The organism is Methylomonas fluvii (assembly GCF_014850975.1).
Classification (GTDB): Bacteria; Pseudomonadota; Gammaproteobacteria; order Methylococcales; family Methylomonadaceae; genus Methylomonas; species Methylomonas fluvii.
This window is the reverse complement of record NZ_JACXST010000002.1, coordinates 1,173,810-1,197,506: the sequence shown is the minus strand read 5'-3', so window position 1 is coordinate 1,197,506 and position 23,697 is coordinate 1,173,810. Positions and strand designations below refer to the sequence as shown.

Sequence of the window (23,697 nt, the reverse complement as noted above, 5' to 3'; positions counted from 1 at the left end):
TTTCGGGTACTGCCTAACCCAACCTCCAGGGGGAGCTATGGATAACATCCAATTGTTGTATGTAGCCAATAATGTGACCGGCAAAGCCGCGGCTTGCCAGCAATCCTTGCTGTTTTTGATGCGCGTCGCGGACCTGGATTATGACAAGCAAGTGGATGTGCTCTGGGCCGGCGAAGATGGGGTTTGGCACTTTTTGCCGGCCTTGTTCAACCGCAAGGCAGAAGACGGTCAGGAGTATTGGCAGGCCGAAATTGTCTTTCCGCCGCAGCCACATGCCGACATTCCCGGTGATATTCGTTTTGCTTTGCGTCTGCAAGCAGCCGGCAGCGAATACTGGGACAACAACGAAGGTGGTGATTATTTTAGCGGTGCCGGCAGCGGCGCTAGATTGACCAGCGCCGCGGCCATGCTGCAATTGAGCCACGCCGAACAACTGCAGGAGGGGCAACATTCCGTGCCGGTTAAGCTGGCGGTGGACGCCGGGCTGGAAATAGACCATGTCACGATACATTGGACTATCGACAATTGGCGGCACAGTCATACCACCAGCTGCCGCCGCCAGGCGCAAAGAAAGTCCGCCAATAAGGCCGTCTACGCCGGCTTGCACCTCGCGCAAGTATGGAGCGGGCGGATCAGGGTAGGGGACGCGTTTCGGTTGCAATACAGCATCTGCTGTGAAAGTAAGCAGCAGCGGCTGTGGGATAACAATGCCGGGCAAAATTATGTTTTGAGCCGCACGCCGCTGCGGCTGTTGATTTTGAATCTGCATTGTTACCAAGAGGAAGACCAAGACCGGAAGTTTTGGCAAATTGCCAATGCCATCGACGAGTTGGGCGCGGATCTGGTTTGCCTGCAGGAAGTGGCCGAGTTTTGGAATGACGGGCGCGGCGATTGGCCGTCCAATTCCGCGAATATCATCAACCAGCGTTTGCCGAAACCGTTTCATCTGTACACGGATTGGTCGCACCTGGGTTTTGACAAATTCCGCGAGGGTGTGGCCATTCTCAGCCGCTATCCCTTTATGGAGCAAGAAGCCCGCTACGTATCCGATAGCCACGATGCTTACAGCATTCATTCGCGCAAAGTGGTGTCTGCCCGTATCAAGGTGCCTTATATTGGCACCCTGGATGTGTTTTCCGCGCATTTGAGCTGGTGGGAAGACGGCTTTCAGCAACAATTTCAACGGCTTTCCGCCTGGGCGAACGACAAACGCAGCGCCGAGGTGGATGCCACCTTGCTGTGCGGCGATTTCAATATTGCCGCCGGCTCGACCGGCTATCAGCTGGTGGTCAACGGCCACCAATACGAAGATCAATATCTGGCCGCCAACGCTCCGGTGTTGTTCGAACAGATTTTTCGGGTTAACGATGCTCATTGGCGGGATTATCTGGCCGACGATTATCGAATCGATTACATTTTCATGGACAGGAATAGCGGCTTGCGGGCCAGTTCGGCGCGAACCGTGTTCACCGAGCAGGATTACGGGCCGGTATCGGATCATTGCGGCTATCTGATGACCTTTGAGCCGCTATAGACTGAATTGCTAAGGCGATTTTACAATTAAAACAAAGCTTGTTTAATTAGGCAGCACCATATGCAAGTAGCAGAACATTACGCCAAACCGGTATTTGGCAAATTGGGCGGTTGTTTTCAACGCGGTAACGATTTCCGGGAAACCTTCGACGTTCGCTGGGGCAAGATAGACTTTCATATGTCGCACGGCATCGCCGCTAATTTGAAGGTGGTGCTGAAGGTCTATCGGGAGTCGATTTGCGAAACCTACATCGTCGACACCGATGCTTACGATGTGGAATGGGACAAGCACAAACGCTCGACGCGGGATTTTTACGTGATGCCGCACTCCGGGCAATTCGGCAAGATCAGCTGCATCAAGTTTTCGTTTATCGTGCATTTGGGCGAGCATTCCATTGCCTCGCGGCACGATTATATTTTCATGGACGGCGACCAGTTACGCGATAACCACCCGCAGCAACGCCATATTAACGAGCATTGGGCCACGCCCAACCATTTCCGCAGTTACGAGCTGGACCCCGGCCAGTTGCAAAGCGATGTGGATTGGTATAACCATCATTTCGATTCCTTGCAACTGACGCCCAAATTTACCAAGGGCCAGCAATTTCACCCCTATCACCCCAAGCGCTTTATTCACGATCATATCGATAAAGTCATCGCGGCCAAACACAGCCAACCGGACCGCTTATGCACCATTAAAGTCAGTGTGGATTGCATCGACGACGGCGATTTTATTAACCACTTGATTCACGCCAGCCAGCAGGGAGTGTGGGTGCAATGCATCGTCGATTGGCGGAAGATGACGCTAACCAATAGCCAGAATTATGCGCGCTTGAAGCGCTCAGGCATCGAACTGGTTGGCGTGTTTTGCACGCCCAAACACCACTTGATCGAAGTAGAGCCGGACATGCACACCAAATTTGTGATCTTCAACGACGAGGATTGCATCATCGGCTCGTTCAATATCACCTTTGATCGTTGGTGGGCCAATTGGGAATCGGGGATGAGTTTTCATTCCAAGGGCGTGTGCCGCTTGCTGGATAACATCTTCCAGAGTCAGCGCGGCGGCGTGATTCAAAAGTATGGCGTCGATCCGCTCAGCCCATTCAACTTGTTATATACCTTTGGCCGCCACACCATGGCCAATGGCAGGGTTTATCGGCCGCATCACGCCATATTGGCGGAAATTCATAGAGCGCGCCGTTCCTTAAAGCTGTGTTTGTTTTTAATCGGCGACTTGCTGGGCGATCATCACGACAGCGTCGTCAATGCCTTGATCCAGGCCCGTGACCGCGGTGTGGATGTGCAATTGCTGTTTAACGGTCATCTGGCGCGGCAAGGCAAAATCGGCGTCGAGCGCAGCATGGCCGACGAATTGGCCCGGCCGCTGTTGCCGGCCGTGCAACGTCTGCGTGATGCCGGGATACGCGTGGGTTTGGTCTACGGCCAGGACGACTTGCCGGTACCTTACTCACCCATCCACAGTAAATATTGCGTGATCGACGATTACATCGTCATCGACGGCAGCTTCAACTGGTACAACACCTCGGTTTTCTCCCACGACCTGATAGTCGTCGCCGCCAACCGCGACGTGGCGCAGCCGTATTTGTACGAGTTTGGACAGATTCAGCGCTTGTTCAGGGTGTTTTACTGACAAACATCTCGGGTGCGCGCCGACTCAGATCTTCCTGAATAACGTTTTCGGCCAAACGCTGTCTATCGTGGTGTATTTTTGAATGAACGATTAACGATTGACATGAGAGGCAGCGCCCGGCTTGCCGGGCGACGTCCTCTAGATGGAAGGGTTAGGCGCCATTCTCACCTCGCGTCGAAGTTGTCTGCCAGTTTGTAGAGCGCGGCAAGCCTATCGGACGGACTACCTTCCTCCCGGTCGATAGCGTGACGAACCAAGTAGTACTCACGCTCTGTCCGAATGCTGCCCCGCTTCAGCGCCTTGGATAAGCGCTCCTCGTCTTCGCGCAGGAACTCTGGATACTCCAACTCGATGGCACGTTCCAGGGCGACTGCTGCAGGCCCCACTTGCTTAGCACCAGGCGGGAACTCGCGGAGCTCGCGCAAGCCTTGTTCCAAGCCAGCGGCGATGACGGATTTCTTGACCATCTTGGCTGCCAGAAGTCCCAATACTTGGCGCTTGTACGACTCCCACACTTCAGCGCCAGCCTCGTTCAGTTCAGACTGCGATGCGTAATAGCGCTCGAAGACACCCATGAGCTTGTCGAAGCGTCCGAGTTTACGGCCTTGTTAGGGCTTGCCTGACGTAATTGGGTAAAAACGTGTAGCAATATTTTCCGCCTTATCTTCGACCATGACATCATGCACAAATTTCCGTTTAGAAACTAACCTTATACATTTAAGACCAGATTCATCATATGTATCCAGCTTCACAAGGTGTTCGTCACCAAAATCAATATATACAGGGCATTTTGCATCTAACCAGGTTTTTCTTGGCCTGACCCAATCGTATTGGTGGTAGCCGTTATAGGATTTTTTTACTTCCTCCTCAATATCATATATGCCATGAATCCAGCCGCCGCGTAATGTAGCTTTTGTAACAGATGGGGCATCTTCAAGTGCTTCAGATAGCCGAAAAAAAAGCCCTGCATTAGCTCCATTCATATGTCTTTTAGCTTTACTCCAAACCAAGTCCTGGGCTAATTCTGATTTTGGATTTGGCAGCATATGATAGATGTCAAAATTATCTTGAAACACAGTTCCATCAATTACCCAAACTAAGTTTTTGTAAAATTCTTCGCGGGAAATCCTCTCTGCATCCGTCATAGTGGAATGTTGAATTTCGATCACTATGCCTGTTGGGGTTTTAACATCCGCTCTGTGTATTTCTCCATCTTCTGCCACATCTGAAACCTCTCGACATTCTAATGGAAACTTGTTTTTCCATTCCCGGTGCCATGCGGTCTCATTCTCCCACCACGGATCACAATCTGTGATTCTGTGGTGAGCCCAGTGATGCATTATTCGTGGCCCACATTTGGCAATAGTCTCAGCACCACAGACAGGGCAGTTTCCTCTGCCTCCTGTAAATGCCTCTACTTTTTCGTTATTTACTAATGCCAATTGCATAGCTGCATGCTCAAACCTTCGGCTGCCCTAACGTAGAGCTAACCGGCGCTGCGCGGCTTTATCGCGCAGCGTCCAGCGACTGAAAGGAGCGAGGTTGAGCGCCATGTTAGCCGTGGACAGTCCAAGTACGTTGGTTAGGCTCAAAGGAAAGGAACGGAACATCTATTCCGTTTTCTGGAGTCAAGAGCGCCGGCCTTTCGATGGCGTGCGCCAACGATGCAATGAACCCTAGCACTGCCTCGTGTTCGTTTTTTCCGTGAATTTCGCGAGGGTCGATATCAAGCTCAATCTCTCCAGCGATGAAGAAATGACAATTTATTGAGACGCCAGATGTAGTAACCGTCAACATGTGGTGACCATCTCGATTGGCAAAGATTTCTTCAATGGATGGAAGGCTAGTTTCTTCTCCATCAAAGGCGTAGTGGTTTTTGCTGTTTCGGACGAATGCGAGAAATCTTTTCCAATGCGCCAACGTTGTACCAACGAAGTACACGTCACGAAGGGAGCCGTCTTGGCTCCACAGGTGCGGAACATCAGCGATTGATGGCAGAAGACTCATGACGGCTAACAAGGAATTAGATAGTTTCGGTATATCTACCGAAAAATGATCTTTGGCACGATAATTTATTGATCTGCATGTGATCTTCCTTTCTGTATCTCATTCGGCGGAGAAATAATGACCGGTAACGGCCAGACTGTTGCCATTGAATCAGATCGAGCCATAGTCCGCAACGGCTCGATAGAAACAGATTTAAAAAGCCCGGCCATTAATTCTACTTTGTCAGATTTAAGCAACGCCGTCATGCCCGCCGGGATGCGGGCATCCAGTGCCATGGATGGCAAGCTTCGATCCGTCCGTGGGGTCTGGATTTCGGCTATCCCTGCCGAAATGACGAGTACTACCGAGAATCCGACAAGGCAGAATTAATCACTCGTAAGCTCCGGCACATAGCCAATCGCTGCAGCGCCAAATGTGTGGTCAAGCTGGTGCGTTAAAGATAGGCAGCAGAAGATGAGATAAACCGGAAGGTTTCGCTATGCAAATCAGCCAAAAGCTCATAATATTGAGCGAAATTTTGAGCAAACTATTCAGGAGTCGTCATGAGTATTGCCGTGGCCGATATAGTGCCGTTTTCCGAGGCCAGGACCCAGTTATCCGCTTTGGTAAGCGAGGTGCAAACCGGTAAGGAAAAAATCATTACTAAAAACGGTGAAGGCGTAGCCGCGTTGATCGGCGCGGAACGTTTGGATCACTACCATCGCCTGGAGCGTGCGCATATCCACTTACTGTTACTGCATGAAATCGAACGCGGATTGGCTGATCTCGACGCAGGGCGCCACCAGGATGCCCGCGAAGCGTTAAAGCAAATCAAACAAGATCGGGCTAAATCCGTATCCACCTGACCCATGCAGGTACGTTTTACCGATAACTTTCTCGCCAATTTGCAAGACATAGAAGGCTATTGGCAAGTAAACAATTTTCCGCAGGCTTATGATCGGCTGCTTGATAGTTTGGGGGACTCCGTTATCCCTAATCTCGAGTGTTATCCGGAAATGGGTCGGTTATTTGCTCGCCATAATCCCGACTCGGTCGAAGCGCTGAGCGCGACAGGGCGAATCGCCGACCGCTATCCGGCGGTCCGCGAATATGTTTTAGAGGATTATTTGCTGTTGTACTTGCCGACTGACGCCGTGTATCTGCTCGCCATCAAACACCATCAACAACTCGGCTATGATTTGGCTGGCTTGTGGCTAAATCGTTAAATCTTTATCGCTATGGCTAAAAAATCAAAATCCGCCTACGTCTGCACCGAATGCGGCGCCGATTTTCCCGGCTGGTCCGGGCAGTGTAATCAATGTGGAGCTTGGAACAGCATCAAGGAAGTGAAGCTGGGTAGCGGCAAATCTGCGCGCGATAACTCCGGTTATGCCGGCAGTCGCAGCGAGGTTCGGTTGTTGTCCGAAGTTAATCTGGCCCAAGCCGAACGGATTTCCAGCGGTCTGGCCGAGTTCGACCGGGTGCTGGGTGGCGGCATCGTCACCGGCAGCGTGGTGCTGATCGGCGGCGCGCCGGGTGCGGGCAAGAGTACCATTCTGTTGCAAGCCATTGCTCATATCGCCCAGCAATTGCCGGTACTGTATGTGTCCGGCGAGGAATCGCTGCAACAAATTGCCGAGCGTGCGCACCGTCTGCAATTGAATACCGCCGGTATCAAAATGCTAGCGGAAACCTCGGTACAGCAGATTTGCCAAGTCTTGGACGAGGAGCAGCCCAAGGTGGTGATCATCGATTCGATCCAGGTGATGTACACCGCCGATTCGGATTCGGCGCCGGGTTCCGTGTCGCAGGTGCGCGAATCCGCCAGCTATCTGACCCAATACGCCAAACGCACCGGCGTGTCGTTTTTCATGGTCGGCCATGTCACCAAGGATCAATCGCTGGCCGGGCCTATGACCTTGAGCCATATCGTTGATGCGCAAGTGGTGTTGTCGTCCACGGACGATTCGCGATTTCGGGTGTTGCGCGCCGACAAGAACCGCTTTGGTAGTGTTGGCGAGCTGGGTTTTTTTGCGATGGAAAGCAGCGGCTTAAAGGAAGTGAAAAACCCGTCGGCGATGTTTTTGTCGCGCGCCGAAAAGCCGTCGCCGGGCAGCGTGGTCACGGTGTTGTGGGAAGGCACGAGGCCGTTGCTGGTGGAAATTCAGGCTCTAGTCACCGAAAGCCAGTACGGCAATCCGCGCCGGCTGGCGGTGGGTTTGGATCAAAACCGGCTAGCCATGTTGCTGGCGGTGTTGTCGCGCCACGGCGGGGTTTTTACCGGCAACGACGAGATTTACGCTAACGTGGTCGGCGGCATCAAGGTGTCCGAAACCAGTACCGACCTGGCAATCATGGTCGGTGTGGTGTCCAGCCTGCGCGACCGGATCATTCCTTACGATACGGTGTTCTTCGGCGAGGTGGGTTTAAACGGCGAGATTCGCCCGGTGGCTAATGGACACGCCCGCCTGAACGAAGCCGCCAAACACGGCTTCAAGCGAGCGATCATTCCTAAAAGCAATAAACCCAAGGACGCGCTGAAGAACTTGCAAATCCATGCGGTCAGCAATATTCAAGAAGCACTGGCGGTGCTGGCGGATTTATAATTGCTGCCCATAATCAATGCCAAACTTCGTCAGGGAACGATATGAAAAATACAGCAGCCGTCAACGCTAAATTTGGCCGTAACGATCGGTGCCCATGCGGCAGCGGCAAGAAATACAAAGCCTGTTGTTTAAAGCAAGCCGAAGCGGCATCGAGGCCGGTTAAACCCAGTGTGGACGATGCGTTAAAGCAAGCCTGGCAAGCAGTGGCCCGGCGCGATATGGCGGGTACGCTGCTGGGATTTCGGCAAGTCTTGGCGATCCAACCCGATCATGCGGAAGCGCTGGCCGGATTGGGGCAGGCTTTGTGTTGGCAGCAGCAGCGCCGGGAAGGCTTGGCCTATCTACAGCAGGCCGCTCGGCAACTGGAAATCGACGCTCAGCAAACCCGCAATATCCGCTTTATGCTGGAGCTGGCCGAGCAATTGCACCACTGGGGCGATCTGGATACCGCGCTTAAATTAACCGAATTGGCGGTCAAGCTGGAGCCCGAGAATCCTGCCGCGCTGAATAATCGCGCCTTGTATTTGACACGGGTTAATCGATTCGAAGAGGCTTTGCCTTTTGCCAGCAAGGTCTGCGAATTACGTCCGGACGATCCGGCCTGCAATAACATGCTGGCGGTGCTGGAAGCACATTTAAACCGTTTGCCTGCAGCCAAACAGCGCTTTCAGGCTGTGATAGCCGCCAATCGCAATATGCAGCAGACCGCACGTGCCTGGCAGGAGTTGGTAGGGGTGTTGGATAAGCTGGAAGAATATGAGGCATCGTTTGCGGCTTGCCAGCAAGCAAAGGCTTTGTATAAGCAATTACCTGAACTCAGCTCGCTTGACGCCGGACAGGTGTTTCGTGCGATTCAACGTAACAAGCAGGGCTTCGATCAGACTTTACTGCATCGATGGGCGCTAAGCGACTTTGCCGATCACTTGCCGGCGCCGACGTTTTTGCTGGGCTTTTTGCGTTCCGGCACGACGTTGACCGAGCAAGTGCTGGCGGCGCACCCCGATGTGTTTACCTCCGATGAAAATGATCTGATTCATGGTTTGATTCAAGAGCTGCAAAGGTTGAGTGGTGTTCGAGAAGACATTCCGGCCGCTCTCCGCCAGCTTGGTTTGGACGATGTCCGAAAGTTGCGCGCTTACTATTGGCGGCGGGTTGGTGAGGAATATGGCGCGGATGCCTTGAATAAATGCTTTATCGATAAAGTGGCGCTGAATAGTATCGATATTGGCCTGATTAGCTGCCTATTTCCGGAGGCCAGGATTATCTTTGCGCTGCGCGATCCGCGCGATGTGTGTCTGAGCTGTTTCCAGCAGGCGTTTAAGCCGTCTAGCGTCACAGTCAATTTACTGAGCTGGGAAGGTGTGGCCAAGCAATATGCGGCCGTAATGGACCTGTGGCTTTACATAAAGCCGATGATGCAGCCGCGTTATATGGAATTGCGTTACGAGGACACGGTCAACGATTTCGAAAACAGTTTTCGCCGGGTGTTTACCTTATTGGATTTGGAATGGGTGGCCGAAGTTAGCGCGTTTCATGAAAAGGCTAAGGGCCGTTACATTGCCACGCCGAGTTTTGCCGCTGTCGCGCAGCCGATTTATTCGCGCTCGGTGGCACGCTGGCAGCATTATGAACGTTTTTACGAACCGGTTTTGCCGATCTTGGCGCCGTATATCGATGCGTTCGGTTACGAATGAATGAAGCGAATGGGCAGGGTAGGTTAAGCTTTTTGATCAAGCAGGCTAGGTTCTAGCGGATGTAAAAGTGGAGCTTCCGTGCCCCCGGTCATCCTTGACCGAAACCGATCCAATTTCTTGCTGATTAACCCGGCCCTTGATCACGCTGGTAATTAAGGGCGCCGGGTTAAAAATCAGCTTTAAGTGGCATAGATACGTCTCAGACGTTTTCTGTAGTTTTGCGTTTGCCGAAACCGACTAAGCCCGCCATCGCGCTACCGAACAGCCAAACCGCGCCCGGCACGGGTACCGGCGACGCAGCGGCGGCGATGGTGGCGGTATAGGCCAGATTGGCGCCGCCTACCGTGCCGTCGTAACCGCCCAAAATCAGTGTGTAAGTACCGGCAGTCAGGAAGCGGGTCAGCGTTGCGGTGGCGGTGGTGCCTTGAGTGGCTGCGAAGGCCCAGGCGTTTGCGTCAACCAAAGCCAGTGTGGTGCCAAGTGGGCTGGCTCCCATCGCAAGCACAGCACCGTTGTTCAGGTAGCTTTGATGACGACTGCTGCTGCCCGCGGTATCCCAGCCGCTCCATAAACCAAAGGCCGGACGCAGATTGGAGCCATCAGACGATACGGTGATAGTCACTTCCGCGTCGGCATGCAATTCAAACAAACCGTAATCGGCGGTATGTCCCCAGTTAGTTGTGCCGTCTTTATAAGCTTTGGCGCCCATGCCTATGCCGTGGCCGCTGGCGGTTTGCGAGGTAGCTATGCCGCCGTCGTTGTGGATCATCGCGACCCAGGTGGCGGGCAAATTGCCGATATAGCCCGGATCGCCGGCCGACCATGGGCCAGTAGCGGAACCGTCCGGCGGCAAGGTATCGCCGGCAGCCAAATTGTAGGTTACGTGAGCGCTAGCCAAGCCGCTGACCGACATCAATGCGCCCATGGCGCCGGCTAATGCTAGTTTTTTAAAGGTTAAGTTTGCAGTCATTTTGGATCTCTATCTAATTAAATACATGAGCGTAAGCCTGTTGTTAAGCAGCGCTTGGTGAGGGGATTGCCGCTATGTGGCGGCAATTCCGCTGGGCAATTAAGCCGCTAGTTGTTGTTTGCGGCGGCCGAAACCGATCAAGCCGGCCATGGCGCTGCTAAACAGCCAGACTGCGCCTGGAACAGGCACTGCCGAAGTGGTAACCAGTACGTCATAGGTTACGCCATCGAGAGCGCCGCCACCGTGTGCGCCGACCACCAAGGTATAAAAGCCATTGGTGTGTAGTCCGGGTGTGCCTGTGGCATTCCACTCGGCTTGATCGAACACAAACGAGTAGAACAAGGTGTCGGAAGTGCTGTTCATGCTGGCTGTCCAGATAGCTTCGCCCAAGCTTGAGCCTTGCAGGCCCGTTTCGCCGATTGTGGCAGCCGCGTTACGGTCAGATGTGGAACTGCTGTCCACATTGCGATAGAGAGCCACGTCCAATAAGCCGTTAAACTGGCTGTAATCGGCGTCGTTTTTCACGGTAATGGTGGTTTTGATATTGCCCGCGCTGGCGCAGTTAGCGCTTGCTGTGTTTGCGCCGCAGCTAATATGAATCAAACCGTAATCCAGTCCCAGGCCGGTTGATGCCGAATTGCCTGCTACCGCTAAGTAAGGATGGTCGCCATTAGCTGGCAGATCGGCCATGATGGTGCCCCAGGTGGCGGCGTTGGTACCGCCGTTCTTGTCCGAGTAAGCTTTCCACAAGCTACCGATAGTATTGGTACCGAAACTAGGGTTTGAGTTAATAAGATTTGCTGTCAGTGCGCCATCGTTGTCTGTAGCGCTGGAGCCGGTATGCAACTCGCGTTTGGTGAAGCCGGCAGCGGTTGTATGCTGACCTGAGTACCACATATAGGGTAGGTTGCCTGCTACTTCTGTGGCTGTCTCAGCCGCGGTACCTGTGCCCGGAATTAAGGTGTTTGCGTTTAAGTCGCCGACTGTATAAACGTTGGTACCGTTAGCGATTCTGTTGGTGCCGTTGGAGTTTGCAGATACACCGTCTGTGCCGTTGATGCTGTTGGCGATGCCGAAGCCGATGGCGGAGTTACCGGAGGCTACTGTGCCCGCGCCGGTCAGGTTGTAGTAAGAGTGCGCGAACGCTTGGCTGGAAACACCCGCTAGGCCAGTTGTCAAAATAGCTGCTATAGCCGTTTTATGAAAGATCATGATCGTCCTCTTTTGTTATTGGAATTAAAGGTAACAGCGAAACTGACAAAACTTGACCAACAGCAGCGAGCCAAACTTTGCCCTCGCCCATGGCACGCATGGGGGCAATCCGGCCTTCTTTAAATCGTTTTTTTAAGAACCGTGATTTTCCGGCCCCGCCTCACGACGGGTGTGGCAATGCTTGCTTCCAGAGATTTACTGATTCCGCCGGCGGCAGACATGGCAGGGTTAGAGACCTACTAACCGCTTTTCGGAATGCAAACCACGAAGCAAGTGCACTAGTTAAAGCGAATAATGGGCCAACTTAATAAAATATATATATTTCATTATATTACTGCGTGTTTTGCCTGGGATGGCGTGAGTGAGCTGCGGGCGAAACTCAGCGAAATAGCTCAGGCGCTTGCTTTATATAACACAGTTCAATTTCTGTTAAATTATCCGGGTTTGGTGGTGAAGTTTGTTTTGGTGGATTTGCTCAGGAAGTTCTTTCTTTTCTAGTCGTTTATTGTTAGGTTGTTGCGCCACTAATTGGGTTGGCACGAGATTTTTCAGTGGAGAGATGTATGCAAAAAACCGATAAAACCCCGCTGTGGGTGTTCCTGGCTCTATCCAGTATAGAAACCCGCAAAGGCGCGTTACTGTTGATCTGGAGTAGTATTGTTTTTACCGTTTACTGTGTGCCTTGGCCGCTATATTTCGATGGCAACGGCTGGGTTGCCAAATTATTTTTAATCGACGATTGGGAATGGTTTGCGATGATGCTGCCCATGACGTTTTGGTATTGGCTGAGCATGAGATGGGTGGATAAAAACGGCGGTTGGCGTTTGGCTAGTGCGTGATATGCCGCACTATTTTTTGGGGGCATGATTCGTCAGACCGTGGCGCTTGCTCCGAAAAGATTAGCTCGTAGATTGTCGTTCGATCTTTTAAGCAGCTAGCTTAATTCCGTATTTGCCATGGCACGTAGCGGTTGGGGTGAAGGTTGCTATCAAAAATCGATTGAATACTCAGGCGGCTGCCATCCAGGTTTGGTCGGCTTTCCACCTTGTTAAGCAAGCGGCGGTCGTACATCGCTGCGATGCTTTCTTCAATTTAGTATTGTTTCTATGCTTTCACACATTCTGCCCAAAGCCGAAATATCCATTCGCGAAAACCTGCGTTGGTTATACATTCTTAGAAATTTGATGCTGTTTGCCGTTACGGTGGCGGTGTTTATTGCGGTTAACGGCTTGGGTATCAATTTGCCGCAAAATCAGTTGTGGCTGGCGATTTTTGCGATTTCCATACTTAATCTTTACACCTGGTTGCGGCTGAGAACGCCGGAAGAAGTTACCGAGCACGAGATTTTTTCGCAAATATGCATGGATGTGTTGGCGCTGGCCTATTTGCTTTATCTGACCGGCGGTGCGTCAAACCCGATCATTTGGGTATTTCTGCTGCCTTTGATTGTTACGGCCATTATGCTGCCACAGGCTTATGCCTGGAATATGGTGATCATTACGTCCTGCGTTTATACGGTACTGATTGCCTACAACGTACCGTTGCCGGCTGTCGAGCCGCATATGGCCCATCCGGCGATGACTGAGATGACGCCGGAAATGAGCCTGCAAATGCACTTGATGAACGACAGGCGTTATTTCAATCTGCATGTATTCGGCATGTGGTTTGGTTTTGTATTTAGCGCCGGCTTAGTCGCCTTTTTTGTGGTCGAACTGTCCAAGACCCTGAAAGAGCGGGAGCGCAATTTGGCGGATGCCCGCGAGAGTGCGCTACGCGACGAACGAGTTGTGTCCTTAGGTACCTTGGCGGCCAGCGCCGCGCATGATATGGGTACGCCGCTGGGGACAATTGCCATTTTGACGCATGAGATGGCGGAAGAGTTGTCGGAGCATCGTTATCCGGATATGCATCAGAAGCTGGTGATTGTTCAGCAGCAGATTGATCGCTGTAAGCAGGCCTTGTCGGTGATGTCGGCCTCCGCCGGCGAGATGAGGGCGGAATCCGGCAAGGTGATGCTGGTGAGCGAATATATCGATGAAGTATTAGGCCAGTGGCGCACGCATAAAGCGGCTACCCGGCTCAAGCTATTTATTTCGCCGAATGTGGATATGGAAGCGCGCGTGATTGCGGAACGTACTGTGACTCACTCCATCATTAATATCCTAAATAATGCTGCAGAGGCGTCGCCGGTCGATGCGGGCATTGAGTTTCATGTGGAGTGGGATGAAGAAACACTAAACTTGAAAATCCGGGATTTCGGTCCAGGCTTGCCCGCTGAATTTATCGAGTTTGCCGGGCATCAACCGGTCAAGAGCAATAAACAAGGCATGGGGGTCGGCTTGTTTTTGACTTATACCACTATCAAGCGGCTCGGCGGTAAAATACAGTTTAGTAATTTAGAGTCGGGCGGTGCTTGCGTTGAAATCAGTTTGCCGCTTTTAGCTAAGGAGAGTATGCATGAACCAATTACCTATGGATAAGCCCAATTTATTGCTGGTCGATGATGACGTCACCTTTTGTTCGGTGTTGAAGCCGGCACTGGAAAAGCGTAATTTTCAAGTGACTGTCGCCAATGATGTCGATACGGCAATGAAACTGGCGGAACAAACTGAGCCTGAATATGCGGTAATCGACTTGCGGATCGGTTTTGACTCCGGATTGGAAATGGTTAAGAAATTGATTTCTTTGGATGACAATACCCAAATCGTCATGCTGACCGGCTTTGCCAGTATTGCCACTGCGGTGGAGGCTATCAAATTGGGCGCGATTCATTATCTGACCAAGCCGGCGAATGCCGATGAGATTGTTAGTGCCTTATACAAAAACGAAGGCGATGCGTCAGTTGCCATCAGTGACAATCCGCTATCGGTAAAGCGCTTGGAGTGGGAACACTTGCAAAAGGTGCTGATGCAGCACGACGGTAACATCTCAGCCGCTGCCAGAGCATTGAATATGCACAGAAGAACCTTGCAAAGAAAGCTGGAAAAACGGCCGGTAAAAGAATAGGCGACCGGCACTATTTGGGGGCGGAAAGTATTATTTTTGTGTTTATTACAACTAATCGTTGCAAAACTAATATTTCTGAGTATAATGGGCGGCTCATTCAGGGGGTCGTTAGCTCAGCCGGTAGAGCACCGCACTTTTAATGCGATGGTCGTGCGTTCGAATCGCACACGACCCACCATCAAAATGTTATACAAATTAAGCAGTTAGCTTCTCATGGCGACTGCTTTTTTTGTGTCTGTCATTCCCCAAAATTACCCAGCGGGTAAATCATGATCCTAATCGCAACATGGTTACCCCTTCTACTGTCGTCAGTTTCTCAACAGCACTTACCAACTCACCTACTTCCGCAGGCGAATAATGGATGGTGATATCACCATCAATGTGATGCATTAATGCTTTCCGCGTTTCCAATGGCACACCCGCTAATCGCAAACGCCGAGCAAAGGTATGCCTGAGGTTGTGCGGACCCGATAACACATCATTCCCCACCGGAAGCTCAGCTCGAATCCAGGCCTTTTTCCAAGCGGTATTGTGCATGCGATCAATCGATCGACCCCGATAATCAAACACATGCGTATCGTGCTGACCTCGTCGACTCTCGACGACATTTCGTGCCACACTGTTAAGTGCTATCAAACACGGCGTTCCGTTTTTCGTGAACTTGCCAGGCACGACGAAAACAGAAGAATCGAGTTCGGGATATTCAACTTCCCACTCCCAACGTAATTGCACGACCACATGCTCCCGCGCACCGGTATGTACAGCAAACAGTGCCATTTCCGCTAGATGGGCTGGCAGCTCTTTAAAAAACCGCCGTTGCTCATCGATCGAAAGCGGATACGCCTTCGCTGCATCATTCCAATCCGGCATCCGCAGAAGTGGCGCTACTGGCAGCCACGGTTCGTTATCAAGATCACGCCACACCCTGGATGCCAAGGTCAGAATACGCCTGACGACGGCCAGTTCTCTAACCACCGTAGCGCTTTTAACACCTTGCTCACGACGATGATCGATATACACCTGAAGCGTCCCTTGATGAATTTGATTGAGGGTTAAATACCCAATCCAAGGATCAAGATTCGCCAAACAATCGGCGTCACGAGACAGACTGGGTTTCATTTCCTCTTTTAAATACTTCGTCGCCGCTTCTCGAAACGTCCTAAACTTTGGCGCTGACGCTTCCGTTTTGGCAGCAGCTATGGCCCGGTGGTATTCGACTTCTGCTTCGTGCCACGTGCTCGCTGTAAAGCGATGGCGAACTCTTCCGAGTCCGTCGATGCGCTTGTCAATCGAGGCTTTCCCTGTTTCTTTGTCCCAGTAAAGGCCTGGGAGACTGTCTCTTTTTGCCATGATGGTTTCTCCTTAACCCTCACGTTGCGGGTCTTATATTCATCTAAAGCGTTATCAAGGTCAACTCGTTCAAATCCGATTCCTTGATCTCCCATTTGAGTTTCCGGCACGTAGGGTCTAATCTCTCTTTCGAACACAGTTCTCCCCATGCCGCAGTAATACTGAGCTTCTGCCGGTCTTAAGATTCTTGGAGGAAAACCATACATTGTCGTATCCGTGTGCTGTCTAAATGTGTAATCATTGAGCCACATCGAACGATCAACATCCACCACTTGAGAATATGCAACCCTGAATCCATTGACAAACATCAAGAAGCATGATCTAGAGCGTGCAAAATTAGACTCAGAAGCGAATCTTATAAGGCAGTTCGAAAAATTCTTTTTGTTTGAGTTTTATTTGAGGTATTTAAAACGCGCTCGTAATCAAGAATTCACTCAACTACTGTTGTTAAAACAGTCAGTTGAACAGCGATTTATTGAGCTCAACATGGTTGAGAAGCTGGCGGCATACACTTTCAGCTTCGAGGAAGCACCAGAGTATAGGTATCCTTTAGAAATGGATATTGAAGCATTGACCGACTGGACTCTAGATGCCATTCAGTTTTCGTATTGCAAATTAGCTTTACTCAACTCGGACTTTTTATATATATCGCTATCAAAAGAAGACCTTGATGGATTATTAACTCCGTATAGAGAACTAAAAGACTCAATCAAACCTGATTTAAAAAATTTCCATTATAAATTTTCAGATTTGACGTCTCCCAACGAGATTTCAAAAGTACTAAATTGGTGGAAACTAAACTTAGATCCGGATTTTCGGCGCCAGAAAAAGCTTCTCGGGAAAATAGGTTTGACTTCCGCCGAATCGAGAGCCTCGCGCGATAATAAAGATATTCAATATAATTTGAGCCTATCATTCCCTGATTTTTTAGCTCCAGAAGTTATCCTTTACAAACAATCAAATTATGATATTTATAACTCAAATGAAGCCAAGGTAAGTATCAATGGGCAGCAACTAGCCAATTCAATCGTTTTGTCAATACAGGTTGACCAAGAAGCCGAAAATATCAATATTATTATGCGTGAATTTTTAAAGACGTTCTTTTATGAACAAAATAAATTTATTATGGACATAATCGACTTCGGAACCGGTCCGAGAAGTATATTTAAGGTACACAAAGAGTCCGTATCTTCATTTCTCCAGGCGTCAAGTTCTAATTACCACCTGATCAAAAAATACCAATCAGTGTCAAAATACCTTTCCGGACTGATGCTCTATGACGCGCATGTAAAAAAGAAAGAAGCGCAGCAACAGCCAAGCAAACCCAAGCTAAAGAAAAGCCGGCGAGAATCATTGAAAGACGACAAAAATAATAATCTTGACGAGGTAGCTAAGGAAGTTTTAGATACGTACTCGCAGATTAAGTTAACTATTGAGTCCCTGGTAAGTAATTATGACGACGTACGAAAACAGATTATGACAATCAATGAGACTCTCATAAAGACATTTCCTACTTATAAATCAAGATTTAAAAATTAATACAAACCCTTTAAAACCAACAGATCGTACTGATAAGTATTTCTAAAATACATTTATCTATTTCCTAAAGACCTCTAATTAATTCTGTTTTGCAAGACAATGCGATGCGCAAGTCATTGATTTAATTTACGCTGAATTTCGATGTTACGAGTTAATCATATACTCCCTAAATTTCCGACATTCCCCGCTTTTAAAAAATCCCAATCACATATACCTATCCTGAGCCTACCTAATCCGCACTAGACCACGTGTCCAAGCGCGGATAAACAGGCTTGCTGTTCAATCATCCTTCAGCGTGTGACGTCACGTCACGCGCTGGTCTTTTTCTGCCGGTGTTCCGTCCTGGGGGTGATTCTGTGCGCTAACGCGTACGGGTATCCATGGCGTCTGTCCGGTATTTTTATTAAGGAGTCTCAGTGATGAGTATGCAATGTCCTATCTGCCGTTCGCATCGGGTGGTGTCGTTGGATCACGCTAAAAAAATCGGTGGCGTCATCGGTACAGTGGGTGGTGCGGCCAGCGGTGTAGCCGGTGCCCTGTCGGGTGCGTCGGCAGGGGCCGAAGTGGGCATGACCGTGGGGGTCATGGCAGGTCCTGCAGGCGTGGCCATCGGCAGTGTTGCCGGTGCGATTTTTGGTGCCTTGATCGGTGCCGCTACCGGCGGTGTCACCGGCGCCAAGTTGGGCGAGGTGATCGATCAGCGGGTGCTGGATAACTATGTCTGCCAAGACTGCGGCCTGACGTTTGGTGACCGGTTGAGCTGAAGGTCGGTTGGTTTAGGGTTTTTAGGATGGTCTATCAACCATCCTGTTTTTGATTTCGTTTTCGTTTCTGTTTTTAATTGTGTGCATGATCCACTGATCATAGGAGTTATTGATGGCGCATCTTCTCGAACAAATGGCTTACGTTGGGGAACAACCCTGGCATGGCTTAGGTAATTTATTAGCCCCCAAACAACCGTTGGAGGTTTGGGCCAAGCAAGCCGGTATGGACTGGCAGATTGAGGCATCCCCGGTGCGATTTATGACCGATACCGTGGGGCATCTGGGCGCGATTCAGTCGTTTCCGGAACACAAGGTGTTGTACCGGTCCGATAGCAAAGCCGCCTTGTCGGTGGTCTCCCAGCGTTATCAAGTGGTGCAACCGCGCGAGGTATTGGAGTTTTATCGGGATTTAACCGAAGTCGCCGGTTATGAGCTGGAAACCGCTGGGGTGTTGAAAGGCGGCAAGAAGTTTTGGGCCTTGGCCAAGACCGGACAATCGGCGGCCTTGAAGGGTAATGATCGGGTGCATGGCTATCTGTTGTTAGCCACCTCCTGCGATGGGACGTTAGCCACTACCGCGACACCGACCACCATTCGGGTGGTGTGTAACAACACCCTGAGCATTGCCGTCAATGGCGCCACCCAAGCGATCAAAGTGCCGCACAGCACCAAGTTCGATGCACAAGCCGTGAAACAGCAATTGGGTGTGGCAGTGTCGCAATGGGATGCTTTCATGTACCGGATGCGCACCTTATCCGAGCGGAAAGTGAAATCGCATGAAGCGATGAACTACTTCCTGCGGGTATTGTGCGATGTACAACCGGCTAACGCCAAGGCAGAACCCGTGGCACTCAGCAATGAGCGGGCCTTGAACAAGGTACAAAGCCTGTATGACGGTCAAGGGCATGGCGCGGATTTGGAATCGGCCAAAGGCACGGCCTGGGGTTTACTCAATGCCGTGACCGAATACGTCGATCATGAAAAACGGGCCCGCAGTACGGAACACCGGATGGATTCGGCCTGGTTCGGGCAAGGGGCCACTATCAAGCAACGGGCCTTGGATGCGGCGTTGCAATTGGCGGCATAACGCGAACGCTACTGCCTACGTCCCATGCCGTTCGTCTGATCTGGCATTGCTTTAACACGACATCACACCCCATCCCGTGACAAAACGCCTGGTCGGTTTTCCGACTGGGCGTTTTTGTTTTGGGCGCAGGGTGAACAGGGATTATCGCTTTAGTTTTCGCGGGTAAGCAGCCGTTTTAGGGCTTTGCTGTGAACCCGCGTCACGCTTTTCAAGGTTTTTCCTTACTTCTTACTATTCATAGGAGGTCATCATGACCGAAGTGGCTTTACAAACCCCACCGGCACCCCGCAGCAAACCGGCCTTGCGGCTGGTCAACACCAAAAACCTACCGCGCGAAGACTGGCTGGACGTCAGAAAGCGCGGCATTGGCAGTTCCGATGCGGCGGCCGCCGTGGGGTTGAACCCTTATCAATCCCAGCTTGAACTGTGGCTGGAGAAGACCGGCCGCGATGGCAACTTACCGAAGATTGATCCGAATGACGAGGACAGTCCGACTTACTGGGGCAATCTGTTAGAGCCCATTGTAGCAGCGCATTACACCCGGCGTACCGGCAACAAAGTCAGACGCGTCAATGCGGTATTGCAACACCCGCATCCGAGTTTGTTGTGGATGCTGGCCAATGTCGACCGGGAAGTGGTCGGTAGCGATGCGGTGCAGATTCTGGAATGCAAAACCGCTGGCATCAACGGCGCCCGGTTATGGCGAGACGGGGTGCCGGAGTATGTGCAACTGCAAGTACAGCACCAGTTAGCCGTTACCGGCAAAACCACGGCGGATGTCGCGGTATTGCTGGGCGGTCAGGACCTGGAAATCCATCGGATTCAGCGTGACGAGGCCTTGATTGGCCGTTTGATTCAACTAGAACGGCAGTTTTGGCAGTACGTGGAAACCGATACCCCGCCACCGGTGGACGGTTCGGAGTCGGCGGAGTTGGCCTTGCGCTGTTTGTATCCGCAGGACTACGGCCAAACCGTCGATTTCAGTCAGGATGCAACCCTGTCCGCCACCTTTGCCGATCTGGTCAATGTCCGGCTCAGTTTGGCGGAACTGGAGCAAAAGGAAGCCCAGTTCAAACAAACCTTACTGCAAGCCATGGGCGAGGCCAGCAAGGCGGTGTTTGAGAGCGGCAGCGTCACCTGGAAGAAAGCCAAGGACAGTCAGGCCTTGGACAGCAAGCGCTTACTGCAGGATCAACCCGAATTGCTGCAGCAGTATGCCACTACGAAAACCGGCAGTCGGCGTTTTTTGATTCAGTAGCACCACTCCATTCACCCCCTTCAAATTGACCCGGCGCTTCGAAAGCGCCTGGTCTTCGTTCATGTTATTTCGTTTCAGGAGACTCTCATGTTGAAAGGCTTAGCCATTACCCCGCCGATATTGGGGCGGATTGCCATCGGTAAGGTGGTTGAAAAAGACGGTAAACGCTTACCGGTCAAAGACGACCAATTTACCATCACCAGTCAATTACAACAGCGGGACGGCTGGATTCTGCATCCCGTCGATGAGGTCTTGCGTAAAGCCCAGGGCGGCAAGATTCGCAGTATTCCGATTCGGTTGTTGTTCAATGAGCCGGATTTAAACTTTCGGGCCGAATACAGTTTGTTCGACCGTGCCAACGGGCGACCGTTATGTGTCGGTGATGGCGAGCGCTGTAAGCGGCGTGGGCGCGATGGCTTGGACAGCTTGCCTTGTCCAGCACCCGAAGCTTGTCCGTTAGCCGCGAACGGCGCCTGCAAGCCCTACGGGCGTTTAAATGTGCTGATCGGCGATGACGATCCCTTGGGTAGTTTTATCTTTCGTACCACGGGTTTCAACAGCATCCGTACCTTGGCGGCACGCTTGGAATATTTTAAAGCCGTGTCCGGTAACCGCTTGTCGTGTTTGCCGTTGGAACTGAAGCTGCGCGGTAAGTCCACTCGGCAAAGTCACGGTTCGGCGATCTTTTATGTGGATATCACCTTACGTGGGCATCAAAGCATCGAGGAGGCCTTAAGTGAAGCGAAACGCCTGGATGACGAACGCCAGGCAGCGGGTTTCGATCAAGCGGCATTGGATCAGGCGGCACGCGTGGGTTTTAGAAATGGCGCGTTTGAAGATAACGAGGACGATGGCTCGGCGGTGGTGGAGGAGTTTTTTCCGGGTGTCGATACGGACGGCAGGGTGAGCGAGACCAGCACCCAATCCGCTTCTGCAGCGCATGGCAGGAATGCAGCGACCGGAGCGGCAGAGACGGAAACAGCCACTGAGGCGGTAAAAGTGAACGCTGGCGCGAAAGCGGCAGACGTTATCCGACCTGAAATGACGACCGATGCGTTGAACGCGAAACTGGCGGCGAAAGCCCAGCAGTTATCAGCGGTTTGAGGCTATGCGGATAACCCTTCTGGAGAACACCGCCCCGGAAGGGACCGTTTTCTTCTTGATTTGATGTTGTTTTGACAGGAGAACACCCATGTTATACCAGCGAGGCCATAATCGGCGTTATCAGGTGGCCGATGACGAGGCAATACTGTTCCAAGCGTTGCAAATCTACCAACGCCGTTTCAGCCGAGGCGAAGCCTTGACCAGTCCGGATAAAGCCAAGGACTGTATCCAAATCAAACTCACCCCGTTCGAACACGAGGTGTTTATGGCGGTGTTTCTGGATAATCAGCACAAAGTCATTGCCTGCGAGGAATTATTCCGGGGTACCATTGATGGTGCCAGCGTCTATCCGCGCGAGGTGGTGAAGACGGCGTTACGGCATAATGCCGCAGCCCTGATTTTTGCCCATAACCATCCGTCCGGTATCAGCGAGCCCAGTCAGGCGGATCGGACGATTACCGAGAAGCTGAAAACGGCTTTAGCCTTAATCGATATCCGGGTACTCGATCACTTCGTGGTCGGGGAAACGGTGTATTCCTTTGCCGAGCATGGATTGTTGTGATGAGCGGTGGGTGTTTGGGTCACTTAAAACTGTTCCTGACCATAGCCAGCGGGCTAGCTAGCCGGAACTCACTAACTAAACAAACCTGATGCCGTCAATACGCCCCGTTTTTGCCCTTGATGGGGCTCCAAACGGGGTGTTTTTTCTTTAGTTAGTTTGTTGTCGGACGATTGCATTTTGATTGTCGGTGACCGTGGCTGAATGCTGATCTTTAATTTCCGGATTTGTTGTTCAAACAGATGGAGCCATTTTTATAGGTTCCTGCATCGCTTCGCTATTTTTTGAGCCAGCCGAACAGGGAATTAATTAACGCTACACCACTTTCCCTTTGCTTGGCAGTAATTCTCGCTTTCAGGATTTCATCAATGCGTCGAGAGGCTAAAGCCTTCAAGGTATCAATCTTCTTGCTGATTTCGTCATCAGAAGCGTTCATTCAACACCTCGTAGCTATAAAAACTTTGCTGAAGGATGCGTTCTTTGAGCTTATAGTTATCTTTTTCCTGCCGGCCTGTCAGGTCGTAGATTCGCACAAAAAACCGACAGTTATGCTCTTTGCTCCAATTTAAGAGGGCTTCAGTCTGTTTCGAAAAGGTGCTTTGGGAAATATCAGTATCAAAGGATATTTGCTGAAGAGGCAACTGTGCTTGCTCTTCTTGGCGATGAGGTAGTTTGCGGTCACGGATCACATAGCCATTCGATTTAAGTGCCACATCGAATATGTAATCGGGTTTACCATTGGGCGCCACCCAGCATGGCGGGTATTCGGTTCCGCGCCCACCTAGCCTTTGCGTCAAATTGAGTATTTGACCTTTTAAGGTCTCGTTTTCCTTTTCAAGAACACGCTTTTGGCTGACTAAATCCGTCGAATTATTCAAAGCAGAGAGCGCGGATTTAACGTCTTTGGGGTCAATAGGGGGATTTTGATTTTTAGCGAACTCTTTGATTTCTTTGCCAAGGATTACATCTTGGGCAATTTCATTCGGGGTGATTTGAGGCGATTCTTTAGCCCGTTCCAAAAGCGCTTTCAATTCTTTATAACTTTCAAGTTCAGCTTGAAGTTTTTCTAACTCACGTTTAATGACATCCAATTCTTTTGAGTTTTGGATGGCCATCCTGATTTCTTTGAATTGTTCATCAATGGTTTGAGCATTAGGGAAAGCGCGACGGATTTCTTGAATAAGCAGAGCAGAGCTAACAGCATTTTCTCCAGCAACTTGGGCGAGTGCCTTGAGGCGTTCCTCCTTAGAAACGATAGTTGCCCCAAGTGCCATTAAAATCGCAAACAGAATCAAAATCATAATTTCGGCCATCGTGAACCCGAGAACGAGTCCACGACGGTAGGAGCGATCCTGTCGTGAATTGGAGTGTTGCA

The 23,697-nt window shown here is 51.0% G+C and carries 24 protein-coding genes, 1 tRNA gene and 1 riboswitch; of the genes, 16 read left to right on the top strand and 9 right to left on the bottom strand.

What is annotated here, in order from left to right:
• Positions 1 to 37 precede the first annotated feature (37 nt).
• A complete protein-coding gene (locus EBB_RS14940) occupies positions 38 to 1,534 on the top strand; it encodes an endonuclease/exonuclease/phosphatase family protein (protein ID WP_192394562.1) in 1,497 nt (498 codons plus the stop codon).
• 60 nt (positions 1,535 to 1,594) lie between these two features.
• Positions 1,595 to 3,187, top strand: a complete 1,593-nt coding sequence (locus EBB_RS14935) for a phospholipase D-like domain-containing protein (RefSeq protein WP_192394561.1) — start codon at positions 1,595 to 1,597, stop codon at positions 3,185 to 3,187.
• A 164-nt stretch (positions 3,188 to 3,351) separates the two neighbouring features.
• Here the strand turns inward: EBB_RS14935 and EBB_RS14930 are convergent, their stop codons facing one another.
• The 4 genes from EBB_RS14930 to EBB_RS14915 form a co-directional block, all read right to left on the bottom strand.
• Positions 3,352 to 3,762, bottom strand: coding sequence for a hypothetical protein (locus tag EBB_RS14930; RefSeq protein WP_192394560.1), 411 nt, complete (start codon positions 3,760 to 3,762; stop codon positions 3,352 to 3,354).
• Positions 3,763 to 3,795: 33 nt separating this feature from the next.
• On the bottom strand, positions 3,796 to 4,635 hold the full coding sequence (locus EBB_RS14925; protein WP_192394559.1) for a competence protein CoiA: 840 nt from the start codon (positions 4,633 to 4,635) through the stop codon (positions 3,796 to 3,798).
• Positions 4,636 to 4,741: 106 nt separating this feature from the next.
• Positions 4,742 to 5,194 carry a hypothetical protein gene (locus EBB_RS14920; RefSeq protein WP_192394558.1) on the bottom strand — a complete coding sequence of 151 codons (453 nt, stop codon included), beginning with the start codon at positions 5,192 to 5,194 and terminating at the stop codon, positions 4,742 to 4,744.
• Positions 5,195 to 5,259: 65 nt separating this feature from the next.
• Positions 5,260 to 5,469 (bottom strand): hypothetical protein, encoded by a 210-nt coding sequence (locus tag EBB_RS14915; protein ID WP_192394557.1) that lies wholly within the window; start codon positions 5,467 to 5,469, stop codon positions 5,260 to 5,262.
• A 267-nt stretch (positions 5,470 to 5,736) separates the two neighbouring features.
• On the opposite strand from EBB_RS14915, the gene EBB_RS14910 reads away from it, so the two are divergent.
• Genes EBB_RS14910 through EBB_RS14895 form a run of 4 tightly spaced genes read left to right on the top strand, consistent with a single transcriptional unit; the run spans position 5,737 to position 9,473 of the window.
• Entirely contained in the window at positions 5,737 to 6,039 is a 303-nt protein-coding gene (locus EBB_RS14910; RefSeq protein ID WP_033158420.1) for a type II toxin-antitoxin system Phd/YefM family antitoxin, read from the top strand.
• A gap of 3 nt (positions 6,040 to 6,042) precedes the next feature.
• Positions 6,043 to 6,399, top strand: a complete 357-nt coding sequence (locus tag EBB_RS14905; protein ID WP_192394556.1) for a type II toxin-antitoxin system RelE/ParE family toxin — start codon at positions 6,043 to 6,045, stop codon at positions 6,397 to 6,399.
• 12 nt (positions 6,400 to 6,411) lie between these two features.
• A complete protein-coding gene (radA, locus tag EBB_RS14900) occupies positions 6,412 to 7,779 on the top strand; it encodes a DNA repair protein RadA (protein ID WP_192394555.1) in 1,368 nt (455 codons plus the stop codon).
• A gap of 41 nt (positions 7,780 to 7,820) precedes the next feature.
• Complete coding sequence (locus EBB_RS14895; RefSeq protein ID WP_192395045.1) at positions 7,821 to 9,473, top strand: tetratricopeptide repeat-containing sulfotransferase family protein; 1,653 nt, start codon at positions 7,821 to 7,823, stop codon at positions 9,471 to 9,473.
• Positions 9,474 to 9,672: 199 nt separating this feature from the next.
• Here EBB_RS14895 and EBB_RS14890 read toward each other — a convergent pair whose 3' ends face one another.
• Together EBB_RS14890 and EBB_RS25950 are read right to left on the bottom strand one after the other, a co-directional pair.
• The gene (locus tag EBB_RS14890; RefSeq protein ID WP_192394554.1) at positions 9,673 to 10,443 is read right to left on the bottom strand and encodes a hypothetical protein; all 771 of its coding nucleotides are present in this window, start codon (positions 10,441 to 10,443) and stop codon (positions 9,673 to 9,675) included.
• Positions 10,444 to 10,542: 99 nt separating this feature from the next.
• Entirely contained in the window at positions 10,543 to 11,655 is a 1,113-nt protein-coding gene (locus EBB_RS25950) for a hypothetical protein (protein ID WP_225587460.1), read from the bottom strand.
• Positions 11,656 to 11,755: 100 nt separating this feature from the next.
• Positions 11,756 to 11,841, bottom strand: a riboswitch (cyclic di-GMP riboswitch).
• Between the two features lie 377 nt (positions 11,842 to 12,218).
• Between EBB_RS25950 and EBB_RS14880 the strand changes: the two genes are divergently transcribed.
• The 4 genes from EBB_RS14880 to EBB_RS14865 all read left to right on the top strand — a co-directional run bounded on the left by EBB_RS14880 (position 12,219) and on the right by EBB_RS14865 (position 14,839).
• Positions 12,219 to 12,494 carry a hypothetical protein gene (locus EBB_RS14880; protein WP_192394553.1) on the top strand — a complete coding sequence of 92 codons (276 nt, stop codon included), beginning with the start codon at positions 12,219 to 12,221 and terminating at the stop codon, positions 12,492 to 12,494.
• A 267-nt stretch (positions 12,495 to 12,761) separates the two neighbouring features.
• Positions 12,762 to 14,135 (top strand): ATP-binding protein, encoded by a 1,374-nt coding sequence (locus EBB_RS14875; RefSeq protein ID WP_192394552.1) that lies wholly within the window; start codon positions 12,762 to 12,764, stop codon positions 14,133 to 14,135.
• The gene (locus EBB_RS14870) at positions 14,113 to 14,661 is read left to right on the top strand and encodes a response regulator transcription factor (protein WP_026603562.1); all 549 of its coding nucleotides are present in this window, start codon (positions 14,113 to 14,115) and stop codon (positions 14,659 to 14,661) included. Before EBB_RS14875 ends, EBB_RS14870 begins: the two co-directional genes overlap by 23 nt.
• 102 nt (positions 14,662 to 14,763) lie before the next feature.
• Positions 14,764 to 14,839: transfer RNA gene (locus tag EBB_RS14865), tRNA-Lys, on the top strand.
• 89 nt (positions 14,840 to 14,928) lie between these two features.
• On the opposite strand, the gene EBB_RS14860 is transcribed toward EBB_RS14865, so the two are convergent.
• Entirely contained in the window at positions 14,929 to 16,011 is a 1,083-nt protein-coding gene (locus EBB_RS14860; protein ID WP_192394551.1) for a tyrosine-type recombinase/integrase, read from the bottom strand.
• Positions 16,012 to 16,308: 297 nt separating this feature from the next.
• Between EBB_RS14860 and EBB_RS14855 the strand changes: the two genes are divergently transcribed.
• The 6 genes from EBB_RS14855 to radC all read left to right on the top strand — a co-directional run bounded on the left by EBB_RS14855 (position 16,309) and on the right by radC (position 22,325).
• Positions 16,309 to 17,550, top strand: coding sequence for a hypothetical protein (locus EBB_RS14855; RefSeq protein ID WP_192394550.1), 1,242 nt, complete (start codon positions 16,309 to 16,311; stop codon positions 17,548 to 17,550).
• Between the two features lie 419 nt (positions 17,551 to 17,969).
• Positions 17,970 to 18,314, top strand: coding sequence for a hypothetical protein (locus EBB_RS14850; protein ID WP_192394549.1), 345 nt, complete (start codon positions 17,970 to 17,972; stop codon positions 18,312 to 18,314).
• A gap of 112 nt (positions 18,315 to 18,426) precedes the next feature.
• Complete coding sequence (locus EBB_RS14845; protein WP_192394548.1) at positions 18,427 to 19,401, top strand: DUF932 domain-containing protein; 975 nt, start codon at positions 18,427 to 18,429, stop codon at positions 19,399 to 19,401.
• Positions 19,402 to 19,651: 250 nt separating this feature from the next.
• Positions 19,652 to 20,659 carry a YqaJ viral recombinase family nuclease gene (locus tag EBB_RS14840; RefSeq protein ID WP_192394547.1) on the top strand — a complete coding sequence of 336 codons (1,008 nt, stop codon included), beginning with the start codon at positions 19,652 to 19,654 and terminating at the stop codon, positions 20,657 to 20,659.
• Positions 20,660 to 20,746: 87 nt separating this feature from the next.
• Positions 20,747 to 21,763, top strand: coding sequence for a recombination directionality factor (locus EBB_RS14835; protein ID WP_225587459.1), 1,017 nt, complete (start codon positions 20,747 to 20,749; stop codon positions 21,761 to 21,763).
• Between the two features lie 88 nt (positions 21,764 to 21,851).
• A complete protein-coding gene (gene radC, locus EBB_RS14830) occupies positions 21,852 to 22,325 on the top strand; it encodes a RadC family protein (protein WP_192394546.1) in 474 nt (157 codons plus the stop codon).
• A gap of 274 nt (positions 22,326 to 22,599) precedes the next feature.
• Here radC and EBB_RS14825 read toward each other — a convergent pair whose 3' ends face one another.
• Positions 22,600 to 22,758, bottom strand: coding sequence for a hypothetical protein (locus EBB_RS14825; protein ID WP_192394545.1), 159 nt, complete (start codon positions 22,756 to 22,758; stop codon positions 22,600 to 22,602).
• Positions 22,745 to 23,635: an MreC domain-containing protein gene (locus tag EBB_RS14820; protein ID WP_192394544.1), complete on the bottom strand. Its 891-nt coding sequence runs from the start codon at positions 23,633 to 23,635 to the stop codon at positions 22,745 to 22,747. Before EBB_RS14820 ends, EBB_RS14825 begins: the two co-directional genes overlap by 14 nt.
• Positions 23,636 to 23,697 lie beyond the last annotated feature (62 nt).

Excerpts from the sequence above, each read along its gene's own strand:
- EBB_RS14935 (WP_192394561.1), top strand. The coding sequence starts at position 1,595 with ATGCAAGTAGCAGAACATTACGCCAAACCGGTATTTGGCAAATTGGGC.
- EBB_RS14820 (WP_192394544.1), bottom strand. The coding sequence starts at position 23,635 with ATGGCCGAAATTATGATTTTGATTCTGTTTGCGATTTTAATGGCACTT.
- EBB_RS14890 (WP_192394554.1), bottom strand. The coding sequence starts at position 10,443 with ATGACTGCAAACTTAACCTTTAAAAAACTAGCATTAGCCGGCGCCATG.
- EBB_RS14910 (WP_033158420.1), top strand. The coding sequence starts at position 5,737 with ATGAGTATTGCCGTGGCCGATATAGTGCCGTTTTCCGAGGCCAGGACC.
- EBB_RS14915 (WP_192394557.1), bottom strand. The coding sequence starts at position 5,469 with ATGGCACTGGATGCCCGCATCCCGGCGGGCATGACGGCGTTGCTTAAA.
- EBB_RS14875 (WP_192394552.1), top strand. The coding sequence starts at position 12,762 with ATGCTTTCACACATTCTGCCCAAAGCCGAAATATCCATTCGCGAAAAC.
- EBB_RS14925 (WP_192394559.1), bottom strand. The coding sequence starts at position 4,635 with ATGCAATTGGCATTAGTAAATAACGAAAAAGTAGAGGCATTTACAGGA.
- EBB_RS14835 (WP_225587459.1), top strand. The coding sequence starts at position 20,747 with ATGTTGAAAGGCTTAGCCATTACCCCGCCGATATTGGGGCGGATTGCC.
- EBB_RS14850 (WP_192394549.1), top strand. The coding sequence starts at position 17,970 with ATGAGTATGCAATGTCCTATCTGCCGTTCGCATCGGGTGGTGTCGTTG.
- EBB_RS14940 (WP_192394562.1), top strand. The coding sequence starts at position 38 with ATGGATAACATCCAATTGTTGTATGTAGCCAATAATGTGACCGGCAAA.
- radA (WP_192394555.1), top strand. The coding sequence starts at position 6,412 with ATGGCTAAAAAATCAAAATCCGCCTACGTCTGCACCGAATGCGGCGCC.
- EBB_RS14920 (WP_192394558.1), bottom strand. The coding sequence starts at position 5,194 with ATGAGTCTTCTGCCATCAATCGCTGATGTTCCGCACCTGTGGAGCCAA.
- EBB_RS14845 (WP_192394548.1), top strand. The coding sequence starts at position 18,427 with ATGGCGCATCTTCTCGAACAAATGGCTTACGTTGGGGAACAACCCTGG.
- EBB_RS14870 (WP_026603562.1), top strand. The coding sequence starts at position 14,113 with ATGAACCAATTACCTATGGATAAGCCCAATTTATTGCTGGTCGATGAT.
- EBB_RS14880 (WP_192394553.1), top strand. The coding sequence starts at position 12,219 with ATGCAAAAAACCGATAAAACCCCGCTGTGGGTGTTCCTGGCTCTATCC.
- EBB_RS25950 (WP_225587460.1), bottom strand. The coding sequence starts at position 11,655 with ATGATCTTTCATAAAACGGCTATAGCAGCTATTTTGACAACTGGCCTA.
- EBB_RS14825 (WP_192394545.1), bottom strand. The coding sequence starts at position 22,758 with ATGAACGCTTCTGATGACGAAATCAGCAAGAAGATTGATACCTTGAAG.
- radC (WP_192394546.1), top strand. The coding sequence starts at position 21,852 with ATGTTATACCAGCGAGGCCATAATCGGCGTTATCAGGTGGCCGATGAC.
- EBB_RS14905 (WP_192394556.1), top strand. The coding sequence starts at position 6,043 with ATGCAGGTACGTTTTACCGATAACTTTCTCGCCAATTTGCAAGACATA.
- EBB_RS14860 (WP_192394551.1), bottom strand. The coding sequence starts at position 16,011 with ATGGCAAAAAGAGACAGTCTCCCAGGCCTTTACTGGGACAAAGAAACA.
- EBB_RS14895 (WP_192395045.1), top strand. The coding sequence starts at position 7,821 with ATGAAAAATACAGCAGCCGTCAACGCTAAATTTGGCCGTAACGATCGG.
- EBB_RS14840 (WP_192394547.1), top strand. The coding sequence starts at position 19,652 with ATGACCGAAGTGGCTTTACAAACCCCACCGGCACCCCGCAGCAAACCG.
- EBB_RS14930 (WP_192394560.1), bottom strand. The coding sequence starts at position 3,762 with ATGGGTGTCTTCGAGCGCTATTACGCATCGCAGTCTGAACTGAACGAG.